Here is a 20,516-nt window from a genome sequence, read left to right as displayed (position 1 = left end):
TCCGGGCCCCGGAATCGCTTGCGGGCCAACCGGCCTGACCTGATATTTCTGTCAGTTGTGGCCCCCTGCTGAAGTTGCTGCAATCGGATCGTTCTCAGCGACCACCACGAGGACCGCGCCATGACCCGGAATTCCCCCAACCCCAGCGCCAGACTTATCGACCTGGCATTCTCCACCCATGATCTCTACCCGCCACTGCGCGCCAGCACTGCCCGGGTGCTGGTCAGCATGGCGGCGCAGGAGGCGCCGAAAGCCCTGAGCTTCCAGTTGTCGCTCAATGGCCAGGCAGGCGTGCCCGAAGGGATGCAACTGGACCTGCTGCCAGAGGAGGGCAGCGGCCATCTGTTGGTGGGCAAAGGCTTTATCGAGCATTACAAGGGCACCTGGCCCGTCCAGCTCACACTGCAGGCACTGCGTGACGGCACTCTGGTGGACGAGGCGCTCCTGACCCTGCATGACACGCGCAAGATCGCGCCGGCCCGCATGGAGTCGAATGTCTGGCCGTCGACCCGGATCGAGATCCCCGGCAGCGAGGATGCCTGGGTGGTCATCACCCCGATCTTCTACGACCGCAATGGCCTGGTCCTGCCTATGGAAGAGCTGGACTGGCTGGTCCAGCTCTACGGCCAGCCCGCCGGGGTGAGCGCTCACGGCCATCTGCTGCAGATCACGTCCAGCGCGCAGGCCGGCATCGTCCAGGCCATGCTGCACAGCGCCTACGGCTTGCAACTGATGATCACGCTGACGCTGGAAGCGGGGCAGGCGACACCCGCCGGGCAAGCGAGCGCCACTGCCGACTTCGAGTTGATCGTCAGCGATGCTCATCTCTACGCCCCGGCGACCCAGGGAGCGCCGACCGTGCGCATCAGCTATGGGCCGGCCGAGCCGGCGGTCGGTCTGGTGCGCTATGTCGTCAAGGTTGACGGCAAGAACGGTCCGTTCACCGGCATGTTCATCAGCGAGAACGACAAGGAACAGAGCGGCAGAATCGAGGTCGATTACCGTTTCCTCGACAGCTGGCGCGGGACCTGGCCGGTGACGGTGCACATCCATGCCATCCACAATTTCCAGGAAGTCGCGGTAGGCGAGGTGGTGCTGCATAACCTGCGCACCGGCCTGCTGCCTGCAGTTCGCGCCGAATGGAAAAGCCCGCCGGCGGGCGAGCCGATCCGCATCCCCACCGACAAGCCGATCTACGTGGTCGCCCTGGTGTCCTTCTACGACGAGAACGACGCCCGCCTGCCGTACAACGAGCCGGTGTACTGGCAATGGTCGGTCGATCTGCCGGTGCCCTATGACGGGATCGCCATGCTCAAGCATGTGATCGAGGTGAAGCCGCAGGCTCGGCCCGGGCAGTTCGAGCTGCTCGGCTCCGAGAGCCAGGGGCTGACCAGCCGGATGACCTTCACCCTGGTGTGACAGAACCCCGGTCGGGCACCTGATATTTCTGTCAGTTGTTGGCTTCGCCCGGCGGTGTTCGAATGAGCCTCGTGCAGTTCCGAGATTAACTCCACGAGGCTCCGCCACCATGTCCAGTAGCCAATCCCCGCTGTATTTCAACGACCGCGACCTGCGCAATGACCTGGTCGGCGAGCTCAAGGGCAGTGTGCTGTTTGCCCAGGTCTCGGTGCTGCCGTCGCGCAGTTCGCCGATAGCCGGCGATGTGCAGCCGCGCCTGACCGGCCTGCGCGATACTCTGGTGATGTTCAAGCCCATCAGCGCCGTTGTCGCTGCCGAGGGTATCCAGCTGCGTGTCGGCGACTTCACCCTGGCCATGGCGCCGCCGGAGCAATTGCCGCCGATCGCCGAGCGCGATAGCGACGCGGAATACGGCCGGATCGTCTACGGCGAGCACTTCTGGAGCGCGATCCTGCCCTGGCAGCAGGTGGTTGCCGGCATGGACCTGGTATTCAAGGCAGGTGTCACCTCGGGGACCTACGCCAACGTCAATGTCGGTGCGCCAGGCGAAATGCTGGTCAACACCATCGATATCGGCATGCTGACCCCCAACCGGCGCAAGTTCACCGACGAGTTCATCACTGAGCTGCATCGCGAGTACTTCCAGACCCTGCCGTGCAGCCGCCTGATCGTCAACCAGTACGAGCCGGTGCACTTCCAGTTCATCGAGATGGCCGATGGTACCCTGTACCTGGAGCGCTCGCAGGATGAAGGCACATGGCACGCGGGTGATCTGCGCCAGCGTATCGGCAAGGAACTGGTATCACAGGGCATCAACAATGCCAGCCAGGGCATTCATTCCTCGCCCGGCAGCGGCGAGGACGGGCTGAACAAGCACATGGTGATTGCCTTGCTGACGGCGCACACATCGGTCGGCAACTACCGCAACGGCGTGGTGATTCATGGTGGGTCGGGCGGTGGCGGGATGGTGACCCTGCAATACATCGCCAGCAACGAACTGAGCCATGAATTCGGCCATCACTATGGCCTGTCCCACCATCCCGGCGGCTTCGCCGGCTCGGTGCATCGCGCCGCCCGGGGCACCAACTCGGCCTGGGGCTGGGACAGCGACAAGAACGTGTTCGTGCCCAACTTCCTCAAGGAACGCAGCGGTGAGAACACCTGCGAAGGCGGAATCTGCGAGCCGCCGTTCCATGGACATAAGTTCGGCCGCGACTCCATGTCCGATGGCTATGCCCACTATCCGTCGGTCAACCGCTACACCCAGTTCACCCCCTGGAGCCTCAAGACCATCCAGGGCTACCTGGAGAACAACGCGATCTTCAGCACCGATTCGCCGACGGGCCACCTGAAGTGGGACGAGCAGGAAAAGGCCATGTTGCCCTGGGGCGAACTGCACCGCGCCGGGGTGGACGAACTGGACCTGGCCTCGATGACCGGGCTGCTCAAGCGTTTCAAGCGGATCGAGGTGAACCTGGACGAGGAGCATTGGGCTGCCGACATCCATCTGCCGGTGACGTCCGAGCGGCTGCGGGGCGTGCGCATCCTGAGCACGGCGGCGGCCGACAGCGTGCTGCATGTCAATGGCACCCGCGTGACCGTGAAAAGGGGCGATGTGCTGAGCTACGAGATGGACGGCACCTGGACGCGGGTCGAGGACTTCTCCGTGAACGTCGCCGGCCAGCCGGATCAGGTCGGCATCCCGGTGACCACGGTGCTGGGCTACTACGACCCGGAGCTGGGGCGCGGTGGCATCGTCTACCCGGCGCTGCATGGGGCCTGGGGCATGACCTATGCCGGGGTTCCCGAGGAGGTCGCCCTGACGTTACCGGCCTACGCCGTGGTGACCAATGCGCAAGGCGAGCGGCTGTACTTCCCGCTGCGCGGCAGCCGGGTCAACCCGGGCGAACTCAACCGCCTGCACCTGAACGTCCCGCAGGCGTTCAAGGCCATCTACATCGAGGTCTACTGCGCCGGCACCCAGAACGCCTCGCGAGGGATAGACCCGCCCGAGGGAATTGCGCGAGTGACGTTCACTGGCCGGGACTGATCCGGCCGGGAAATGTTGACTGTGTTTGACCACGTTCGACTCCCTGATACGCCCAGGAGGCGTGCCACCATGTCTACCGACAATTATCCGCAGTACTTCAACCAGTCCTCTGTAAAAAACAACCTGACTGACGGCACCCTTCAGGGCGCGGTGCTCTTTGCCCAGGCTTCGATACTGCCGCAACCCAACACCTGGTTTTCCGACGACTTCAAGCCGCGACTGGTAGCGCAACGCCTCACCCTCGTGTTGTTCCAGCCGATGAACCCCTACGATCTCTATCCTGATAGCGTGCAACTGAGAGTCGCGGACCTGACGCTCCAGATGACCAAGCCTGAACATCTGCCACGAGTCACCGAGTGGTCCACCGATGAGGTCTATGCCAGGGTTGTCTATGGCACCCGTTTCTGGTCAGCCCTCCTGCCCGCTCGGTATGTCTCGCCAGGCGTGAAACTGGATTTCACGGCTGCAGGACGTGAAGGCAGCTATTCCCCGGACGTGGGTGCTGCGGGCGAACTACTGCTCAACACCATCGATATCGGCATGCTTACAGCCAACCAACGGGTATTCATCGACGGCTTCACCGGCGAGTTGCAGCGTCAGTACTACCAGACCATTCCTGCCTGCCGCCTGATCGTCAACCAGTACGAACCGGTGCACTGCGAGGTCATCGAAATGGCCGACGGCACCCGCTATACCGACCACTCAAGGCAAGAGGGCGACGTGCATGGTGGTGACCTGCGCCAGCGTATCGGCAAGGAGCTGATCTCACTGGGGATCAACAACGCTGCCGTTGGCGTGCACAGCTCCCCCGGCAGCGGCGAGGACGGGCTTAACCGGCACTGGGTGGTGGCGCAACTGACCGCACACAGTTCGGTGGGCAACTATACCAATGGCCGGGTGGTGCATGGTCTTTCCGGTGGAGGCAGCATCGTGACGCTGTATGGTTGCGACGGTAACGAATTCAGCCATGAGTTGGGGCATAACTTCGGTATCGGACACTACCCCGGCGGCTTCGGAGGGTCTATTCACCGCGCCGCCGTTTCACCGAATTCGACCTGGGGCTGGGACTGCGACAGGAATGTCTTCCTGCCCAACTTTGAAAAGGCCATAACCGGCGTACCGACGTGCCAGAGTAGCCAGTGTGAGCAGCCCTTTCATGGCCATTCCTTCGGCAGGGACACCATGGCGGATGGTTACCCGCTATACCCGGACACCAACCGGTACACCATGCTCACCCCCTATAGCATGAAGATCGCGCAGGGCTTCATCGAGAGCAAGGCGGTGTTCAGCAAGGCGTCTTCGACCGGCTACATGAAGTGGGATGAAGATCGCAAGAGCATGCTCGAGTGGGGCGAGCTGTATCGTGCCGCACCGCAGGAGGCGGGCGAGGGCGGGATTGCCGAATTGCTGAAAACCTTCCAGCGGGTCGAGGTGGATATCTTCGATGGGCAATGGACGGCCAAAATCTACCTGCCTGCTGCGACCGCAGCCAATCGCGGAAAGGGCGTGCGCATCATTCACCAGGCAGTCTACGAAACCACGCTCCACTACAGCGGCACCCAGCTGCAGTTGAAAAGCGGCGATGTCCTGAATTACGTCTCGAGTGGCAGCTCGTGGAACCTGTGCCAGGACTTTCCCGAGCATGTCGCCGGCCGGCCACAGCAGATCGGTGTACCGGCCACGACCCTGCTCGGCTTCTACGATCCGGATCTGCAGCGGGCCGGAATCGCCTACCCGGCCCTGCATTGCGCCTACGGGGTCACCCATGTGACGGCCAGTGCTGCGGAGGTTGGGGTTGCCCGCTGCTATGGGTGGGTCAGCAATGCCAGGAATGAGCGGCTGAATTTCATCCTGCATGGCACACGTTTGAATCCAGGCGAGCTGAACCGCTTCCACTTCAACGTCCCGCAGGACTTCCAGGCAACCCATGTACGTGTCATCTGCCAAGGTACCCAGAACGTTTACGGTGTCATCGCCCCGCCAAAGGGCACGGCGCGAGTGACGTTCAGTGGTCGCGATCCCGGCTGAGTGGTGCACGGTCAGTAAGGCGGGTCAGCTGAAGGCCTCATCGCTGGCAAGCCAGCTCCCACAGGGTTCGCAGCGACACGAAGCCTGTGGGAGCCGCACTTACAACGGATAGTTCTTCAGTTCCCGGGCAATCAACATGCGCTGGATCTCGCTGGAGCCCTCGTAGATCTGCGTGATCCGCGCATCCCGGTAGTACTTCTCCACCGGGTAATCCTCCAGGTACCCATACCCGCCATGCACCTGGATCGCCATGGAACACACCCGCTCGGCCATTTCCGAGGCGAACAGCTTGGCCTGGGAGGCTTCGCTCAGGCAGGGCTTGCCGGCGGTGCGCAGGCGCGCAGCATGCAGGATCAGCAGGCGCGCAGCATTGATCTGCACCTGCATGTCCGCCAGCAGGTTGGCGATGCTCTGGTGCTCGTTGATCGGCTTGCCGAACTGGATGCGCTCGCGGGAATACACCAGCGCCGCCTCGAACGCCGCACGGGCGATGCCCAGGGCCTGGGCGGCGATGCCGATGCGCCCGCCTTCGAGGTTGGACAGGGCGATCGCCAGGCCCTTGCCGCGTTCGCCGAGCATGTTGGCCTCGGGAATCCGGCAGTCATTCAAGGTCACGGCACAAGTGTCCGAGGCCTTGATGCCCATCTTGTGTTCGCTGCGATCGACCACGAAGCCGGGGTTGTCGGTGGGCACCAGGAAGGCCGAGAGACCTTTCTTGCCCAGTTCCGGATCGGTCACCGCGAAGACGATGGCCAGCCCGGCCCGTCGGGCGTTGCTGACGAACTGCTTGGCGCCATTGATCACCCACTGGCCGTCCTTGAGCTCGGCGCGGGTGCGCAGGTTGTGCGCTTCCGAGCCGGCCTGGGGTTCGGTGAGACAGAAGCAGCCGATCACTTCACCTGTGGCCAGGCGCGGCAGCCAGGTCTTCTGCTGCTCATCATTGCCGTAGGCCAGCAGCGGACCGCAGCCTACCGAGTTGTGGATGCTCATCATCGCCCCGGTGGCGCCATCGCCAGCGGCGATTTCCTCCACGGCCAGGGCATAGGCGACGTAGTCGGTGTAGCTGCCGCCCCATTCCTCCGGGGCGACCATGCCGAGCAAGCCCAGCTCGCCCATCTTGCGCACCACCTCGTTGTCGATCCAGCCGGCCTTTTCCCAGGCCTGGGCATGGGGCGCGATTTCGTTGCGGGCGAAGTCGCGGGCCATGTCGCGGATCATGATCTGTTCTTCAGTCAGTTCCAGGTCTTGCATAGCGGTGCTCCAGCCCTCACAGGCCTTCGAAGAATTGGTCGACGCGCTGGCGGTCGAGGCCGGCAACGGTGGGCGGGTTCCAGCGCGGCTGCTTGTCCTTGTCGATCAGCAGGGCGCGCACGCCTTCCATCAGGTCGCCGTGTTCGAACCATTGCTGGTCCAGGTGCAGTTCGGTGCGGAAGCACTCTTCCAGCGCCAGGTGACGGCCGCGGCGCAGCAGTTCCAGGGTCACCGCCATGCCGAGGGGCGAGCGGCTGTCCATCAGATCTGCGGTCTTCAGCGCCCAGTCGTGGCTGCCGGCGACGTTCACCGTGCGCAACTGCTCGATGATGCTGGCGATATCCGGCAGGGCGAAGAAGTGATCGATGGCCGGGCGCAGTTCGGCCAGCGGCGGGTTGACCAGGGTCTGGCTGCCGAGACGGGCGAGGGCGCCTTGCAGGTCCTTGAGCGGGTACTCGCCCCAGCTCAACTGGTCGAAGGCGCGGTCCAGGTCGGCCAGTCTGTCGCTGTCCAGGTACCAGTCGGCCAGGCCGCAGTACAGCGCGTCGGCGGCCTGGACCTGCACCCCGGTCACGCCCAGGTAGGTGCCCAGTTCGCCAGGAATCCGCGACAGGAAATAGCTGCCACCGACATCCGGGAAGTAGCCGATACCGACTTCCGGCATCGCCAGGCGGCTGCGCTCGGTAACCACCCGCAACTCGGCGCCCTGGGCCAGGCCCATGCCGCCGCCGAGGGTGAAGCCGTCCATCAGGCAGACGATGGGCTTGCGGTAGTGGTGGATGAACAGGTCGAGGTCGTATTCCTCGATGAAGAAGTCGCGGTGCAAGGTGGCGCCGCTCTTGAAGCTGTCGTACAGCGAGCGGATATCACCGCCGGCACAGAAGCCCTTGGGGCCGGCGCCGCGCAGGACCACCGCATGGATGTCGGCATCCAGCGCCCAGGCTTCCAGTTGCAGGCGCAGGTCGCGAACCATCTGCAAGGTCAGGGCGTTGAGCCCGGCGGGGCGGTTGAGGGTCAAGTGACCGATATGGTTGCGAACCTCGGCAAGAACCTGGGCGGTTTCCGCTTGAGTGATACCGGTGGTTGAAGCTGGCGCGGTCATCGCTGTCTCCCTGCTTTGTTATTGATTTTCCACGTGAATTGTCGCGGTCAAGGATCGCCCGGATCGTAACAGTGCAAATTTGCCCAGCTCAATCGACAAAACTGCAGTAGCAATCTGCATTTTTGCATGGGCAACCCCGACCTTAGGGCGTGCCTTCGACACTTTAGCCTTGTGACCCGCCCGCACAGGGGATTAGTTCCCTCGACCGCCGCGCCCATGGCCGCGGCCAAAGCACCGCGAACCTCGCGCCAAGGCAGCATAGGGCAGGGCGTGCGGGCTTTCGATAATCGGCTCCGACAACCGTCCAAACCGTTCGCGGAGAGCGTCATGCACAACAATAAGAATGCCAATGCCCGTTTCCTGCCCCTGTTCGCCGGCCTCGCCACCCTCGGCCTGGCGCCCCTGGCCCAGGCGGAAATCATGCTGTACGACAAGGATGAAACGACCTTCTCCACCGATGGCTACGTCAACGCCTTCTACGTCAACAGCGACGTCAACCGTGCCGGCGAGCAGTACGACCGGCGCCAGTCGCGGATCAAGATGGGCTTTTTGCCCAACACCCTCGGCTTCAACATGACCAGGCAGATGGGCGACCTCAAGCTCGGCGGCCGCGCCTCGTTCTGGGTGACCATCAACGACAGCGAGGAAAACGGCACCGACACTGCCATCGACGTCCGTCAGTTCTACGGCACCGTGGCCAATCCCGAGTGGGGCGAAGTGCTGATCGGCAAGGACTTCGGCCTGTTCGCCCGCTCCAACATCCTGCTTGACGAACTCCTCGCCGGTTATGGCCAGGTCAGCGATACCCTGGGCCTGGTGGATGGCGGCGGGGTGTCGTTCGGCAATATCGGCAGCGGCTACCCGTACCCGTTCCCCTCGGCGCAGATCACCTACCGCACACCGATCATGGACGGCCTGCGAATTGCCGTGGGCGTGCTCGACCCGGTGGACACCAACGACGACAGCGCGGTGGGCAAGGCCTACCAGAAGAACCCGCGTACCGAGAGCGAAATCACCTACCAGTTCGACCTGGGTGGCGCGCAGATCTACAGCTGGATCAACGGCAGCTACCAGACCTCGGACAACACCGACCACAACGTCGACAGCGTGACGTCCAAGGGCCTGGGCTATGGCGTGCAGGCCAAGATGGGCGCGTTCTCGCTGACCGGTTCGGGCTTCACCGCCAAGGGCATCAATCCGTTCTTCACCAACAACGCCGGTGAGGCGACCCTGCGCGAGGTGGACAGCAAGGGCTACCTGGTGCAGGGCTCGTACAAGTTCGGCAAGAACCGCCTGGCGCTGTCCTATGGCAAGACCAAGGACGACGGCAATGGCGCGGTGAATACCGGCGCGGACTATGAAACCCGCGGCATCGCGCTGTTCCACGACATCAACGACAACCTCAAGCTGGTGGCCGAGTACAACCAGTTCGAGATCAACGGCCATCACGGCGACGCGCAGAACGAGGACACCGACACCCTGGCACTGGGTGCCGTGCTCACCTGGTGAACCCCACCACTGCGGGGCGGGGTTTTTGGATCGGCAAGGCGCATCCTGCCGGCTAAAGGGCCTCGTCCTGCGGTGGCTTTTCGGGCCCTATCGCTGGCAAGCCAGCTCCCACAGTGTCCGCGTCGATCATGAATCCTGTGGTCAACACAAACCCTGTGGGAGCTGGCTTGCCAGCGATGAGGCCATCTGCAGCACCACAAATCCCTGATCTACAACCAATGCCACCACCACCCACTACCCAAGTAGCATTCGACCCCCTCCCGCCGCCCCCTAGAATTCCGCCATCCATCCCCTGAACCGCTGGAGGCTGCCATGCCGCAGTCCAACGCCGAAGGCGTCCTCAGTGCCGTCTCCCGCGCCGTGATCGCCGAGGAGGCCGCCCAGGACCTCGCCCGGCAACTGATGCACCCGCACCTGGGCTTCGTGCTGTTCTTCTGCTCCGCCGAATACGACCTGCCGGCCCTGGCCCAGGCCCTGCAAGCCAGCTTTGGCGGCATCCGCCTGGCCGGCTGCACCAGCGCCGGGGAGATCACTCCGGAAGGCTACGGCCGTGGCTGCATCACCGCCCTGGGCTTCGATCACCGGCAGTTTTCCATCGCCGCCGAGCTGATCGCACCGATCCATGACTTCAGCCTGATCGACGCCCAGCGCTGCGTCGAGCGCCTGATCAACGACTGCCGCGGCAACACCCTGGCGCCGATCAAGGGCCACAGTTTCGCCCTGACCCTGCTCGACGGCCTGTCCAGCCGCGAGGAAATGCTCCTCGCCGCCCTCAACGCAGCCCTGGGCGATATCCCGCATTTCGGCGGCTCGGCCGGCGACGACAACTACCTCAACCACACCCACGTCTACTACGACGGCGCCTTCCACAGCAGCGCGGCGGTGGTGCTGCTGGTCAACACCTGGCTGGATTTCGAGGTGTTCACCACCCACCACATCCAGCCCCGCGAGGAAAAGCTGGTGGTCACCCGCGCCGACCGCACCTTGCGCCGGGTCTACGAACTGAACGCCGAGCCGGCCGCCCTGGAATACGCGCAGCTGATCGGCGTGCCGGTGGAGCAGATCGACCAACGCACCTTCGCCGCCCACCCGCTGGCGGTACGGATCAACGAGCGCTACTACGTGCGGGCGATCCAGCAGGTCCACGACGACCTGAGCCTGAGCTTCTACTGCGCGGTGGAGAACGGCATCGTCCTCACCGCCATGCACCCCGGGCCGTTGATCCCCAACCTGAATGCGCTGTTCGACGGCCTCAACCAGCGCCTGGGCGAGTTGGTCCTGACCATCGGCTGCGATTGCTTCCTGCGCCGCCTGGAGCTGGAAGGCCGGCCGGAAAAGCAGGCGGTCGAGGCGATCCTGCGCCAGCACGCGGTGGTGGGCTTCAACTCCTATGGAGAACAGTTCAATGGCATGCATATCAACCAGACCTTCACCGGCGTTGCCATCGGACGGTCCCGTGCCCGCCGATTCGACTGACGTCCAGGCGCTGATCGCGCAACTGCGGCATGAGAACCACAAGCTGGGGCGGATCAACGCGGCGCTGATCGAGCGCCTTGAATCCGGTGCGGCTCGCCCCGACGACTCCTACGCCGCCTTCCAGCACTCGGTGATCCTGGCCGAGCAGGTGCGCGAGCGTACCGACGCGCTGAACCAGGCCATGGCCGAGCTCAAGGCCAGCAACCACCTGCTCAGCGATGCCCGCCTGCGCGCGGAAACCGCGCACCAGTACCTGGTGGATGCGATCGAGAGCATTTCCGACGCCTTCGTGCTGTTCGACGCCGACCTGCGCATCGTCCTGTTCAACCAGCGCTTCAAGGCGCTCTGGGCCAACAGCCGGATCCGCATCATCAGCGGCATGCACCTCTCGGAAGTGCGCCGGCTGATGCTGCGAACCGGGCTGTTCACCGAGGAACCGCGCACCATCAACGAAGAGAACCTGCTCTATCGCCTGCGTGACGGGCGCTGGCTGCAGGTCAGCGAGCGCCCGACCCAGGGCGGCGGACGGGTGGTGCTGCTGACCGATATCACCGAGGTCAAGCACAGCGAGACCCAGCGCCGCGAGCAGGCGGTGGCGCAGAAGTCGCACCTGTTGCAGCGGGCGGTAGACAACCTGTCCCAGGGCGTGGCCATGGTCAATGCCGATGGCGTGCTGGAGCTGTGGAACCGGCGTTTCCTCGAACTCAGCGGCCTGGCGCCGATTGCCGCGCACCGCCAATTCGCCGATGTGATCGGCGACAGCGAGCTGGACCTGCTGACCCCGGCCAGCCGCGATGCCAATGGCCGGCCGCTGCAAGAGCTGGAGCAGCGCCTGTACGACGGGCGCATGCTGGAAATCCGCACCCATCCGCTGCCCACTGGCGGCTTCGTCAACACCTTCACCGACATCACCGAGCGCTATCAGCACGCCGAAGCCCTGAGCGAAAGCGAGCGCTGGATCCGCCTGATCACCGACCAGGTGCCGGCGCTGATCGCCTACCTGAATGCCGACCTGGTCTACGAATTCACCAACAAGGTCTACGAGCAGTGGTACTGCTGGCCCCACGGAGCGATGCTCGGCCAGCGCCTGCGCGACGTACACAGCGCCGAGCATTACCAGCGCCTGGAAACCTACATCGCCCAGGCCCTGGCCGGCGAGGCGGTGACCTTCGAGTTCGCCGAGACCAATGCCCATGGCCAGGAGCGCTATATGCTGCGTTCCTATGTGCCGAACCGCCTGCCCAGCGGCGAGGTGGTGGGGATCTTCGTGCTGATCCGCGATATCACCGAGCGCCGCCGCACCGCCGAGGCCCTGCACCAGGCCTACCAGCACCTGGAGCTGCGGGTGCGCGAGCGCACCACCGAGCTGACCCAGCTCAACCAGCAACTGCTGCGCGAGGTCGAGGAGCGTCGCCGCGCCGAATCACGCCTGCGCGAGGCCAAGCAGGAAGCCGAGCAGGCCAACCTGTCGAAAACCAAGTTCCTCGCCGCCGTCAGCCACGACCTGCTGCAACCGCTGAACGCCGCACGCCTGTTCACCAGTGCCCTGCAGGAGCAAAGCGGCAGCCCGGCGCTGGTACGCAACGTCAGTAACGCACTGGACGATGTGGAAAGCCTGCTGGGTACCCTGGTGGATATCTCCAAGCTGGATGCCGGGGTGATCAAGGCCGATACCGCCACTTTCGCTGTCGCCGACCTGCTCGACAACCTCGCCGCCGAGTACGCCGCCACCGCTGCCAGCGAGGGCCTGCGCCTGGACTACGTGCCGACCCGCCTGCGAGTACGCAGCGACATGCAGCTGCTGGCGCGGATCCTGCGCAACCTGCTGAGCAATGCCATCCGCTACACCCCGAGCGGGCGCCTGCTGCTGGGTTGCCGGCGCCGGGCCGGGCGTTTGTGGATCGAGGTCTGGGACACCGGGATCGGCATCCCGGCGGACAAGCGCGAGGAAATCTTCCAGGAGTTCAAGCGCGGCGACTCGCAGCGCCCTGACCAGGACCGCGGGCTGGGCCTGGGCCTGGCCATCGTCGAGAAGATCGCCGGGATTCTCGGCCATCGCATCGCGCTGCGCTCGACCCCGGGCAAGGGTTCGGTGTTCGCCATCGAGGTGCCGCTGAGCCGCCAGGCGCCGCAGGCGTTGGTCACGGTGCCCGAGCCGCTGCCCGCGCTGGAGCGGCTTGAAGGGGCGCGGATCTGGGTGCTGGATAACGACGCGGCGATCTGCGCCGGCATGCGCACCTTGCTGGAACAATGGGGCTGCCGGGTCAGCACGGCCTTGAACGAAGAGGATCTGGCCGGACAGTTGCCGGCGGAGGAGGCGGGGCTGCTGATCGTCGACTACCACCTGGATAACGATCGCAACGGACTGGAAGCGGTGGCGGCGATCAATGCGCGGCGGGTTTCACCCCTGCCGGCTCTGATGATCACCGCCAACTACAGCAACGAACTCAAGCAGCAGGTGCGCGAACTCGGCCACACCCTGATGCACAAGCCGGTGCGGCCGATGAAGCTCAAGGCCGCCATCAGCCACCTGCTCGGCAACGAACTCAGCGTGCTGCACGCCCGCTGACGAAGTGCGCGACATCGTTGAAGCCCGGGGTCGAGGCGTGACCCGGGGTGACCAGCGAATCGATGAAGGCTTCGTCCTCGGCGCTGATCTTCACCTGCAGCGCGCCGCCGTAGGTGTCCCACTGCGCTTCGGTGCGCGGGCCGACGATGGCCGAGCTGACCGACTGGTTGTTCAGCACCCAGGCAATGGCGAACTCGACCATACCCACGCCCTTGGCCTCGGTGTAGGCGTGGATCTTCTGGGCGATTGCCAGGGACTCGGCGCGCCATTCCACTTCGAGGATGCGCTTGTCCTGGCGGGCCGCGCGGCTGCCGGCCTCGGGCTCGGCGTTGGGCGCGTACTTGCCGCTGAGCACGCCACGGGCCAGAGGGCTGAAGGGCACCACGCCGAGGCCGTGGTAGGCCGCGGCGGTCAGCTGTTCCGGTTCGGCCTGGCGGTTGACGATGTTGTACAGCGGCTGGCTGACCACCGGCTTGGGCACGCCCAGGCGCTCGGCCAGGTTGCAGATCTCGGCGATGCGCCAGCCGCGGAAGTTGGACACACCCCAGTGGCGGATCTTGCCCTGGCGCAGCAGCTCGCCGATGGCCGAGACGGTGATGTCCAGCGGCGTGGCATGGTCTTCGCGGTGCAGGTAGTAGATATCGATGTAGTCGGTGCCCAGGCGGGTCAGGCTGGCCTCGATGGCATTGAAGAGGTGCTTGCGCGACAGGCCGCTGCGGTTCGGCACGCCGTCCACCGGGCCGTAGCCGACCTTGGTGGCGAGGATCCAGTCGTGGCGGTGTGCGGCGATGCCTTCGCCGACGATCTCTTCCGAACGCCCGGCGTTGTAGACGTCGGCGGTATCGATGAAATTGATGCCCTGGTCCCAGGCCTTGTCGATGATGCGCAGCGAATCTTCGGTGCTGGTCTGCTCGCCGAACATCATGCTGCCCAGGGTCAGGGCGGACACTTGCAGGCCGCTGCGACCCAGAGGACGGTAGATCATGGTCGAAAGTCCCTTCGCGGTAGGTGGAAGGGACTTTTGTACAGGTTGGGGAGGCCTGGCTGCAAATCTGTGTGCCGGCCCTATCAATGCCTACCTGAGTCATGTGCAGTACCTGTGGGAGCTGGCTTGCCAGCGATGAGGCCCGATCAGCCCCCAGAAGACTCAATGACTCAACGCTGCCGCGAAACCCGCAACGCCACCAGGCTGCCGACCACGATCAACCCTGCCAGCGAATACAGCGCCGCATCGGTCGAGCCGGTCTGGTCCTTGATGAACCCCACCAGGTACGGGCTGAGGAAGCCGGCCATCTGCCCCACCGAGTTGATGATGGCCAGGCCGGCCACGGCAGTCCCGGCAGTCAGCAGCGCCGTCGGCATCGGCCAGAACATCGGCAGGCCGGTCAGCGCGCCCATGGTCGCGATGCTCAGGCCGAGGATGGCGATCACCGGGCTGTGGGCGAAGTTCACCGCGATCAGCAGGCCGATGGCGCCCATCAGCATCGGCACCACCAAGTGCCAGCGGCGCTCGTTGCGCAGGTCAGCCGAGCGCCCCACCAGCAGCATGAACACGCCCGCCAGCAGGTACGGGATCGCGCTCAGCCAGCCAATCAGCAGGGCGTCGCTGAAGCCGAGGCTCTTGATGATCGATGGCAGCCAGAAGTTGATCGCGTACACGCCGCTCTGGATGCAGAAATAGACGAAACCGAAGGTCCAGATCAGCGGGTTGGTCAGGACCGAAACCAGGCTGTCGCTGACGGTTTTCGGCTTGCCCGCCGCATCCGCAGCCAGGTCGTGTGCCACCGCCTGGCGTTCAGCGGCACTCAGCCAGCCGGCCTTGGCGAAGCTGTCGCTGAGCAGGAATACCGCCAGGCAGCCGAGGACCACGGTCGGCAGGCCCTGGATCAGGAACATCCACTGCCAGCCGGCCAGGCCGCCCTGGCCGGCGGCGAAGTGATTGAGGATCCAGCCGGAGAATGGCCCGCCGAGCAGCCCGGAGACCGGGATCGCCGACATGAACAGGGCCATGATCCGCCCACGGCGCTGCCCCGGGAACCACTGCGAAAGGTACAGCACGATGCCGGGGAAGAAGCCGGCTTCGGCAGCACCGGTGAACAGCCGCAGCACGTAGAACTGGGTCGGCGTGGTGACGAACAGCAGGCAGGTCGACAGGGTGCCCCAGGTGATCATCATCAGGGCGATCCAGCGCCGCGGGCCGAACCTGTTCAGCGCCAGGTTGCTGGGCAGGCCGCAGAGCACGTAGCCGATGAAGAAGATTCCGGCGCCGAGGCCGTAGATGGTTTCGCTGAAGTTCAGCGCGTCGAGCATCTGCAGCTTGGCGAAGCCGACGTTGACGCGGTCGAGGTAGTTGAACAGGTAGCAGACGAAAATGAACGGGATCAGCCGCAGGGTGATGCGCCGGTACAGCGCATCGCGGTCGATGCCGTGGCCTTGGTCAAGGGCAGGGCTGGATGACATGATTCTCTCTCTGTTGTTATGGTTGTGCGGCATCCCGCGTCGAGGCGGGCGCTGGTGAAAAGTCTCGACGAGCGCGGGGTGCGTGTCTTTGTGCTTTTGCACAGCATTCGCGGCGCTTCGCTGTGCTGCCGACCAACCTGTGGACCTGCAAGGAACCCCCAATGTTCGAACTGGACCATGACCTGGCGCAGGATATCGTCGACCGGGCGATGGCCATTCTTCCCTGGAACGTCAATGTCATGGACAGCCAGGGACTGATTCTAGGCAGTGGTGAAGCGCAACGTATCAATACCCGCCACGAAGGTGCGCAACTGGTGCTGGCCAACGAGCGTATCGTCGAGATCGACAGCGAGGCCGCCAAATGCCTGAAGGGCGTGCAGCCCGGAGTCAACCTGCCGCTGATGCTCGATGGCCGGCTGATCGGCGTGCTGGGTATCACCGGCGAGCCGCAGCAACTGCGGACCTACGCCGAACTGGTGCGCATGACCGCCGAAATGCTCCTGGCCCAGCGTCATTTGCAGGTGGAACAGCAATGGCGGCGGCAGCGTTGCGACGATCTGCTGGCGTTGCTGCTGGGTGGCAGCGGCGATGCCCCGCGCCTGGTGGATGAAGCCCGGCAACTGGGGCTCAAGCCGCAACTGCCGCGGGTGCCGTGCCTGTTCGAGCTCGACGAAGGGCAGGGCGCCGAGGCCTTGTCGGTGTGGTTGATGCAGCGTTATCCGGACAGTTGGTGCGTCAGCCCGGCGCGCCAGTCGCTGCTCTGGTGTCGTCCGGCCGGGGTGGCGCTGGATGAGAGCAAGCTGCTGGACAAGCTCCAGTCCCAGGGCTGGCGGGTGCAGCGCGTGGCCGTCGGCGGGGTGGCCGATGGCGTGGACAAGTTGCGCCGTGGCTACCGCCGGGTCCGCGACCTGCTGGCCTACGGGCGTGAGGTGCTGCCCGGCGAGCGCCTGCTGACCCTGGCCCGCTACCGCTTGCCGGCGTTGCTCTGGCGTCATCGGCAGGACGATGCCCTGGATGAACTGCTCGAACCCTTGCAGCGCATTCGCGCCAAGGATGTCAGCGGGCAACTGCTGGCGACCCTGCGTGCCTGGTGCAGCCATGACGGGCAGAGCCAGGCCTGTGCGGAGGCGCTGGGGATTCATCGCAACAGCCTGCGGTACCGGCTGGAGCGGATCGGCGAGCTGAGCGGGGTGGATCCGTTGCGGCTGGAGGGGATGTTGAGTCTTTATCTGGGGTTGCAACTGCTGCCTGTAGAGAAGCTTTAAGCTTCAAGCGGTAAGTAGAGCGGTTCATCTGAGGGTGTTCCACCGCGCACTGCTTTGACTTGGAGCTTAGAGCTTAGAGCTTGAAGCTTGAAGCTTGAAGCTGAATTGTCCAACTGACCAAACAACCCACCCTCCCTCTTGTGCAGGTGACAGAAGCGAGCCAGCCTGACAACTGGCAGCATGCAGGCATCTGACAGGAGCCCCCCATGAAAATCGTCATCGCCCCCGACTCGTTCAAGGACAGCCTCAGCGCCGAGGGGGTTGCCGCGGCCATTGCCGACGGCATCGCCGGGGTCCTGCCACAGGCCGAGGTGGTCTGCTGCCCCATGGCCGATGGCGGCGAGGGCACGATGGAGGCCATCGTCGCCGCTTGCCACGGTGAGCAACGCCGCCTGAACGTGCGTGGCCCGCTGGGGCTGGAAGTCGTCGCGCATTGGGGGTGGCTCGCCGAATCCCGTACCGCGATCATCGAGATGGCCCAGGCCAGCGGCCTGCAACTGCTCGATCTGGGTGAGCGCGATGCCTGCCGCACCAGCTCCTACGGCACCGGGCAACTGATCGGCGCGGCGCTGGATGCCGGCGCCGAGCGGATCATCCTGGCCATTGGCGGCAGCGCCACCAACGATGCCGGCAGCGGCATGCTGCGGGCCCTTGGCTTGCGCACCTGGGACGCCCAGGGGGCGGAACTCGAGGAGGGCGGCCTGGCCCTGTGCAATGTCGGGCGTATCGATGCCAGCCAGCTCGATCCGCGTCTGGCCGGGGTGCGCCTGGAAGTCGCCGCCGATGTCGACAACCCGCTGTGTGGCAGCAATGGCGCTTCGGCGATCTTCGGCCCGCAAAAGGGCGCCAGCCCCGAGCAGGTGCAACTGCTGGATCACGCCCTCGGCCATTTCGCCGATCACTGTGCGCAGTTGCTCGGTCGTGATGTGCGTGATTTTCCGGGGTGCGGCGCTGCCGGCGGCATGGGCTTCGCGGCCAAGGCCTTCCTCGATGCGCAGTTCCGTCCGGGGATCGACGTGGTGGCCGAGCTGGCCGGTCTGGAGGCAGCAGTGCAGGGCGCTGACCTGGTGATTACCGGTGAAGGTCGCTTCGACGCCCAGACCTTGCGCGGCAAGACGCCGTTCGGGGTGGCGCGGATTGCCAAGCGGCATGGTGTGCCGGTGGTGGTGCTGGCCGGAACCCTGGGCGAGGGCTATCAGGAGCTGTATGGGCATGGCATCGATGCCGCCTTCGCCATTGCCAGCGGGCCGATGACCTTGCAGCAGGCCTGTGGCAATGCGGCCGGGCTGCTGGCGGAGCGCGCCGGGGATATCCTGCGTCTGTGGCAGATCGCGAGACACCGCTGACCCTGTGGGAGCTGGCTTGCCAGCGATGAGGCCAGCAGGTTCAACCTGTGTTGTCCTGCCGGGCGCTATCGCTGGCAAGCCAGCTCCCACAGGGTGCGGTGCAGGTTCAGTTGATCTGCTTCTGTCCGGAAGGTGTTGGCAACTCCAGCTCCCCGAACGAAGCACTGGCATCCACATAGCGCAGCGCCGACTTCACATCCCGCCACCCGACATGGCTCATCAGGGCCTTGGTGTCCCAGCCGTTGCTGCTCGCCCAGGTGGCGAATCCGCGCCGCAGCGAGTGGGCACTGTAGCTCTCTGCCGGCAATCCGGCCGCAGCGAAGATCCGCCGCAGCAAGGCAATCAGGCTCCCGCTGTTCAACGCGTCCTCGCCCAGGTTGCCCCAGCGATCCAGCTTGCGGAACACCGGCCCACGAGCGATCCCCGCCACGCTGATCCACTCCACATACGCCTGCACCGGACACAGGCTTTTCAACGCCGGCATGCGATGGGTAACCCCGCGCCCCTGGCGATCGCCCTTGCTCTGCGGCAGGTACAGCTGCATGCCACCCCCGGCCTGGGCCTGGATATGTTCGACCCGCAGCCGCGCCAGCTCATCCCCGCGAAACCCGCGCCAGAAACCGATCAGCAGCAGCGCGGCATCACGCCGGGCGCGCAGCAGGTCGGGCAGGCAGTGCTCGCGCCGGGCAACCACGGCCTGCTGTTCGAGATGAGCGATGGTTCGTTGCAAATGCTCCAGGGTCAGCGCGGTGGCCTGGCGCTCCTGAACCGGGTGCAGGGCGCGAATGCCCTTGAGCATCTGCCGCACCAGCGGTGCCTTGGTCGGGTCGGGAAAGCCCTGGCTCACATGCCATTGCCCCAGTGCCGCCAGGCGCTGGCGCAGGGTGTTGAGCGAATGCTCGCCGGCAAAATCCGCCAGGTAGCGGGCGATGCTGTCCGCCGTGGCCGGCAGGAACCCGCCCCAGGTCACCTCGAAGTGCTCGACGGCGGCGCGATAGCTGCGCCGGGTGTTGTCGCGCACGGCGGCCTGGAGGTACTGGTCGATCTTGTTCATGAACAGGGAAGGTCAAGCGGAGGTGGCAGGAGTTTAGCGCCCAACCGTCCAGGGTGCATATTCCAGTGACACCTGCCCCACAGTCTGCTGCGGATCGCCCTGGGCAATGCCGGGCAATCCACTCAGGTCGAGCTTCATGCAGGCCTGGTTGAGCCGCCCCTGCAGGGCACCGTCCAGCTTGAAGTCCATCGGCCGGATATCGTTGGGGCGAATGTCCACCAGGCAGCCCTTGCCGTCGGTCTGGTAGCGCACGACCAGGTAGCCGACGCTGTCCACCGCCTCACCCTTGAGCAGATGCTCGCGGAAGAAGGCGCGCTGGGCATTGCGCTGTTTCCAGCGCGAAGCGTTCTGGACGGTGAACACCACCACTACCGGTGCCCGCAGCTCCATCTGGCCCTCGTCGTCGTAGAGGGCATCCGGCGCAGTGGGGTATATGGCTTGCCGGCAGTATTGCTCCATCATGGCCGCGAACTGGCGCGGCGGGGTGCGCGGTACGTCGAACGGCAACCGGGCTACCCCTTCGGGGTAGCCCTTGGCCTGGCAACTCACCGCCTGACCCTGGCGATTGGCGACGATCTGCAGCGACACCGCCCCTGCTGTCACCTCCCGGACGTTGGCGGAGACGCTGCGATAAAGCGCCGTCTGGAACGCCTGATGGAACTGCAGCCTGGCCAGGGGATCGACAGCGGGTCCGGCGGGTTTCTGTGCGCAGCCGCCGAGCAGGGCGACGGCGAGGAGGGCAAGCGTGAACTTCTTCGACACAACACATCCTTGGTCCGGGGTTCGAGAGGCCGCGCAGGATAAAAAGCGTGCGCAGCTGTTTTCAATCGAGAAGCGTTAGCGAGGGTCAAGCAAGGCAGGTTTCCTCCTTGACCCTCTAACGCAATCGGTGGTGGACCTTACCAAGCCAATCCGGGTCATCGATGCAGGACGCTTCCGAAGATCCCCCCCGGAAGCGACTGACAAGCGCGCAGATCGAATCCGAAG

The 20,516-nt window shown here is 64.8% G+C and carries 14 protein-coding genes; 8 read left to right on the top strand and 6 right to left on the bottom strand.

The genetic code is table 11. The features are described from left to right. The first annotated feature begins 120 nt into the window (after positions 1-120). The 3 genes from AC2CQI_RS06300 (at position 121) to AC2CQI_RS06290 (ending at position 5,497) form a co-directional block, all read left to right on the top strand. Positions 121-1,419 carry a hypothetical protein gene (locus tag AC2CQI_RS06300; protein ID WP_484579562.1) on the top strand — a complete coding sequence of 433 codons (1,299 nt, stop codon included), beginning with the start codon at positions 121-123 and terminating at the stop codon, positions 1,417-1,419. A 109-nt stretch (positions 1,420-1,528) separates the two neighbouring features. Further along, positions 1,529-3,469, top strand: a complete 1,941-nt coding sequence (locus tag AC2CQI_RS06295) for a M66 family metalloprotease (RefSeq protein WP_484579561.1) — start codon at positions 1,529-1,531, stop codon at positions 3,467-3,469. Between the two features lie 69 nt (positions 3,470-3,538). After that, positions 3,539-5,497 (top strand): M66 family metalloprotease, encoded by a 1,959-nt coding sequence (locus AC2CQI_RS06290; protein WP_484579560.1) that lies wholly within the window; start codon positions 3,539-3,541, stop codon positions 5,495-5,497. Between the two features lie 99 nt (positions 5,498-5,596). Here the strand turns inward: AC2CQI_RS06290 and AC2CQI_RS06285 are convergent, their stop codons facing one another. Both AC2CQI_RS06285 and AC2CQI_RS06280 read right to left on the bottom strand, forming a co-directional pair. After that, positions 5,597-6,748 carry an acyl-CoA dehydrogenase family protein gene (locus tag AC2CQI_RS06285; RefSeq protein ID WP_484579559.1) on the bottom strand — a complete coding sequence of 384 codons (1,152 nt, stop codon included), beginning with the start codon at positions 6,746-6,748 and terminating at the stop codon, positions 5,597-5,599. Positions 6,749-6,764: 16 nt separating this feature from the next. Then, a complete protein-coding gene (locus AC2CQI_RS06280) occupies positions 6,765-7,850 on the bottom strand; it encodes an enoyl-CoA hydratase/isomerase family protein (protein ID WP_484579558.1) in 1,086 nt (361 codons plus the stop codon). 327 nt (positions 7,851-8,177) lie between these two features. Between AC2CQI_RS06280 and AC2CQI_RS06275 the strand changes: the two genes are divergently transcribed. From AC2CQI_RS06275 to nahK, 3 genes are all read left to right on the top strand, one after another. Next, a complete protein-coding gene (locus tag AC2CQI_RS06275; RefSeq protein WP_484579557.1) occupies positions 8,178-9,359 on the top strand; it encodes a porin in 1,182 nt (393 codons plus the stop codon). 312 nt (positions 9,360-9,671) lie between these two features. Next, complete coding sequence (nosP, locus tag AC2CQI_RS06270) at positions 9,672-10,835, top strand: nitric oxide-sensing protein NosP (protein ID WP_484579556.1); 1,164 nt, start codon at positions 9,672-9,674, stop codon at positions 10,833-10,835. Further along, positions 10,765-13,404: a hybrid sensor histidine kinase/response regulator NahK/ErcS' gene (nahK, locus tag AC2CQI_RS06265; protein WP_484579555.1), complete on the top strand. Its 2,640-nt coding sequence runs from the start codon at positions 10,765-10,767 to the stop codon at positions 13,402-13,404. Before nosP ends, nahK begins: the two co-directional genes overlap by 71 nt. Here nahK and AC2CQI_RS06260 read toward each other — a convergent pair. Further along, the gene (locus tag AC2CQI_RS06260) at positions 13,382-14,389 is read right to left on the bottom strand and encodes an aldo/keto reductase (RefSeq protein WP_484579554.1); all 1,008 of its coding nucleotides are present in this window, start codon (positions 14,387-14,389) and stop codon (positions 13,382-13,384) included. The two genes, nahK and AC2CQI_RS06260, sit on opposite strands and share 23 nt — an antisense overlap. 170 nt (positions 14,390-14,559) lie before the next feature. Continuing rightward, positions 14,560-15,864, bottom strand: coding sequence for an MFS transporter (locus tag AC2CQI_RS06255; protein WP_484579553.1), 1,305 nt, complete (start codon positions 15,862-15,864; stop codon positions 14,560-14,562). 161 nt (positions 15,865-16,025) lie between these two features. On the opposite strand from AC2CQI_RS06255, the gene AC2CQI_RS06250 reads away from it, so the two are divergent. Together AC2CQI_RS06250 and AC2CQI_RS06245 are read left to right on the top strand one after the other, a co-directional pair. Beyond that, entirely contained in the window at positions 16,026-17,129 is a 1,104-nt protein-coding gene (locus tag AC2CQI_RS06250; protein WP_075805674.1) for a sugar diacid recognition domain-containing protein, read from the top strand. Between the two features lie 206 nt (positions 17,130-17,335). Continuing rightward, positions 17,336-18,475: a glycerate kinase gene (locus AC2CQI_RS06245; RefSeq protein ID WP_484579552.1), complete on the top strand. Its 1,140-nt coding sequence runs from the start codon at positions 17,336-17,338 to the stop codon at positions 18,473-18,475. Positions 18,476-18,581: 106 nt separating this feature from the next. On the opposite strand, the gene AC2CQI_RS06240 is transcribed toward AC2CQI_RS06245, so the two are convergent. Continuing rightward, complete coding sequence (locus AC2CQI_RS06240; protein ID WP_484579551.1) at positions 18,582-19,529, bottom strand: site-specific integrase; 948 nt, start codon at positions 19,527-19,529, stop codon at positions 18,582-18,584. A 33-nt stretch (positions 19,530-19,562) separates the two neighbouring features. Beyond that, positions 19,563-20,291, bottom strand: a complete 729-nt coding sequence (locus AC2CQI_RS06235; protein ID WP_075805677.1) for a hypothetical protein — start codon at positions 20,289-20,291, stop codon at positions 19,563-19,565. Positions 20,292-20,516 lie beyond the last annotated feature (225 nt).

Source organism: Pseudomonas sp. P2S-1 (genome assembly GCF_057197725.1).
Note: the sequence above shows the minus strand (reverse complement) of the source record. Positions and strands in the feature narration are given on the sequence as shown.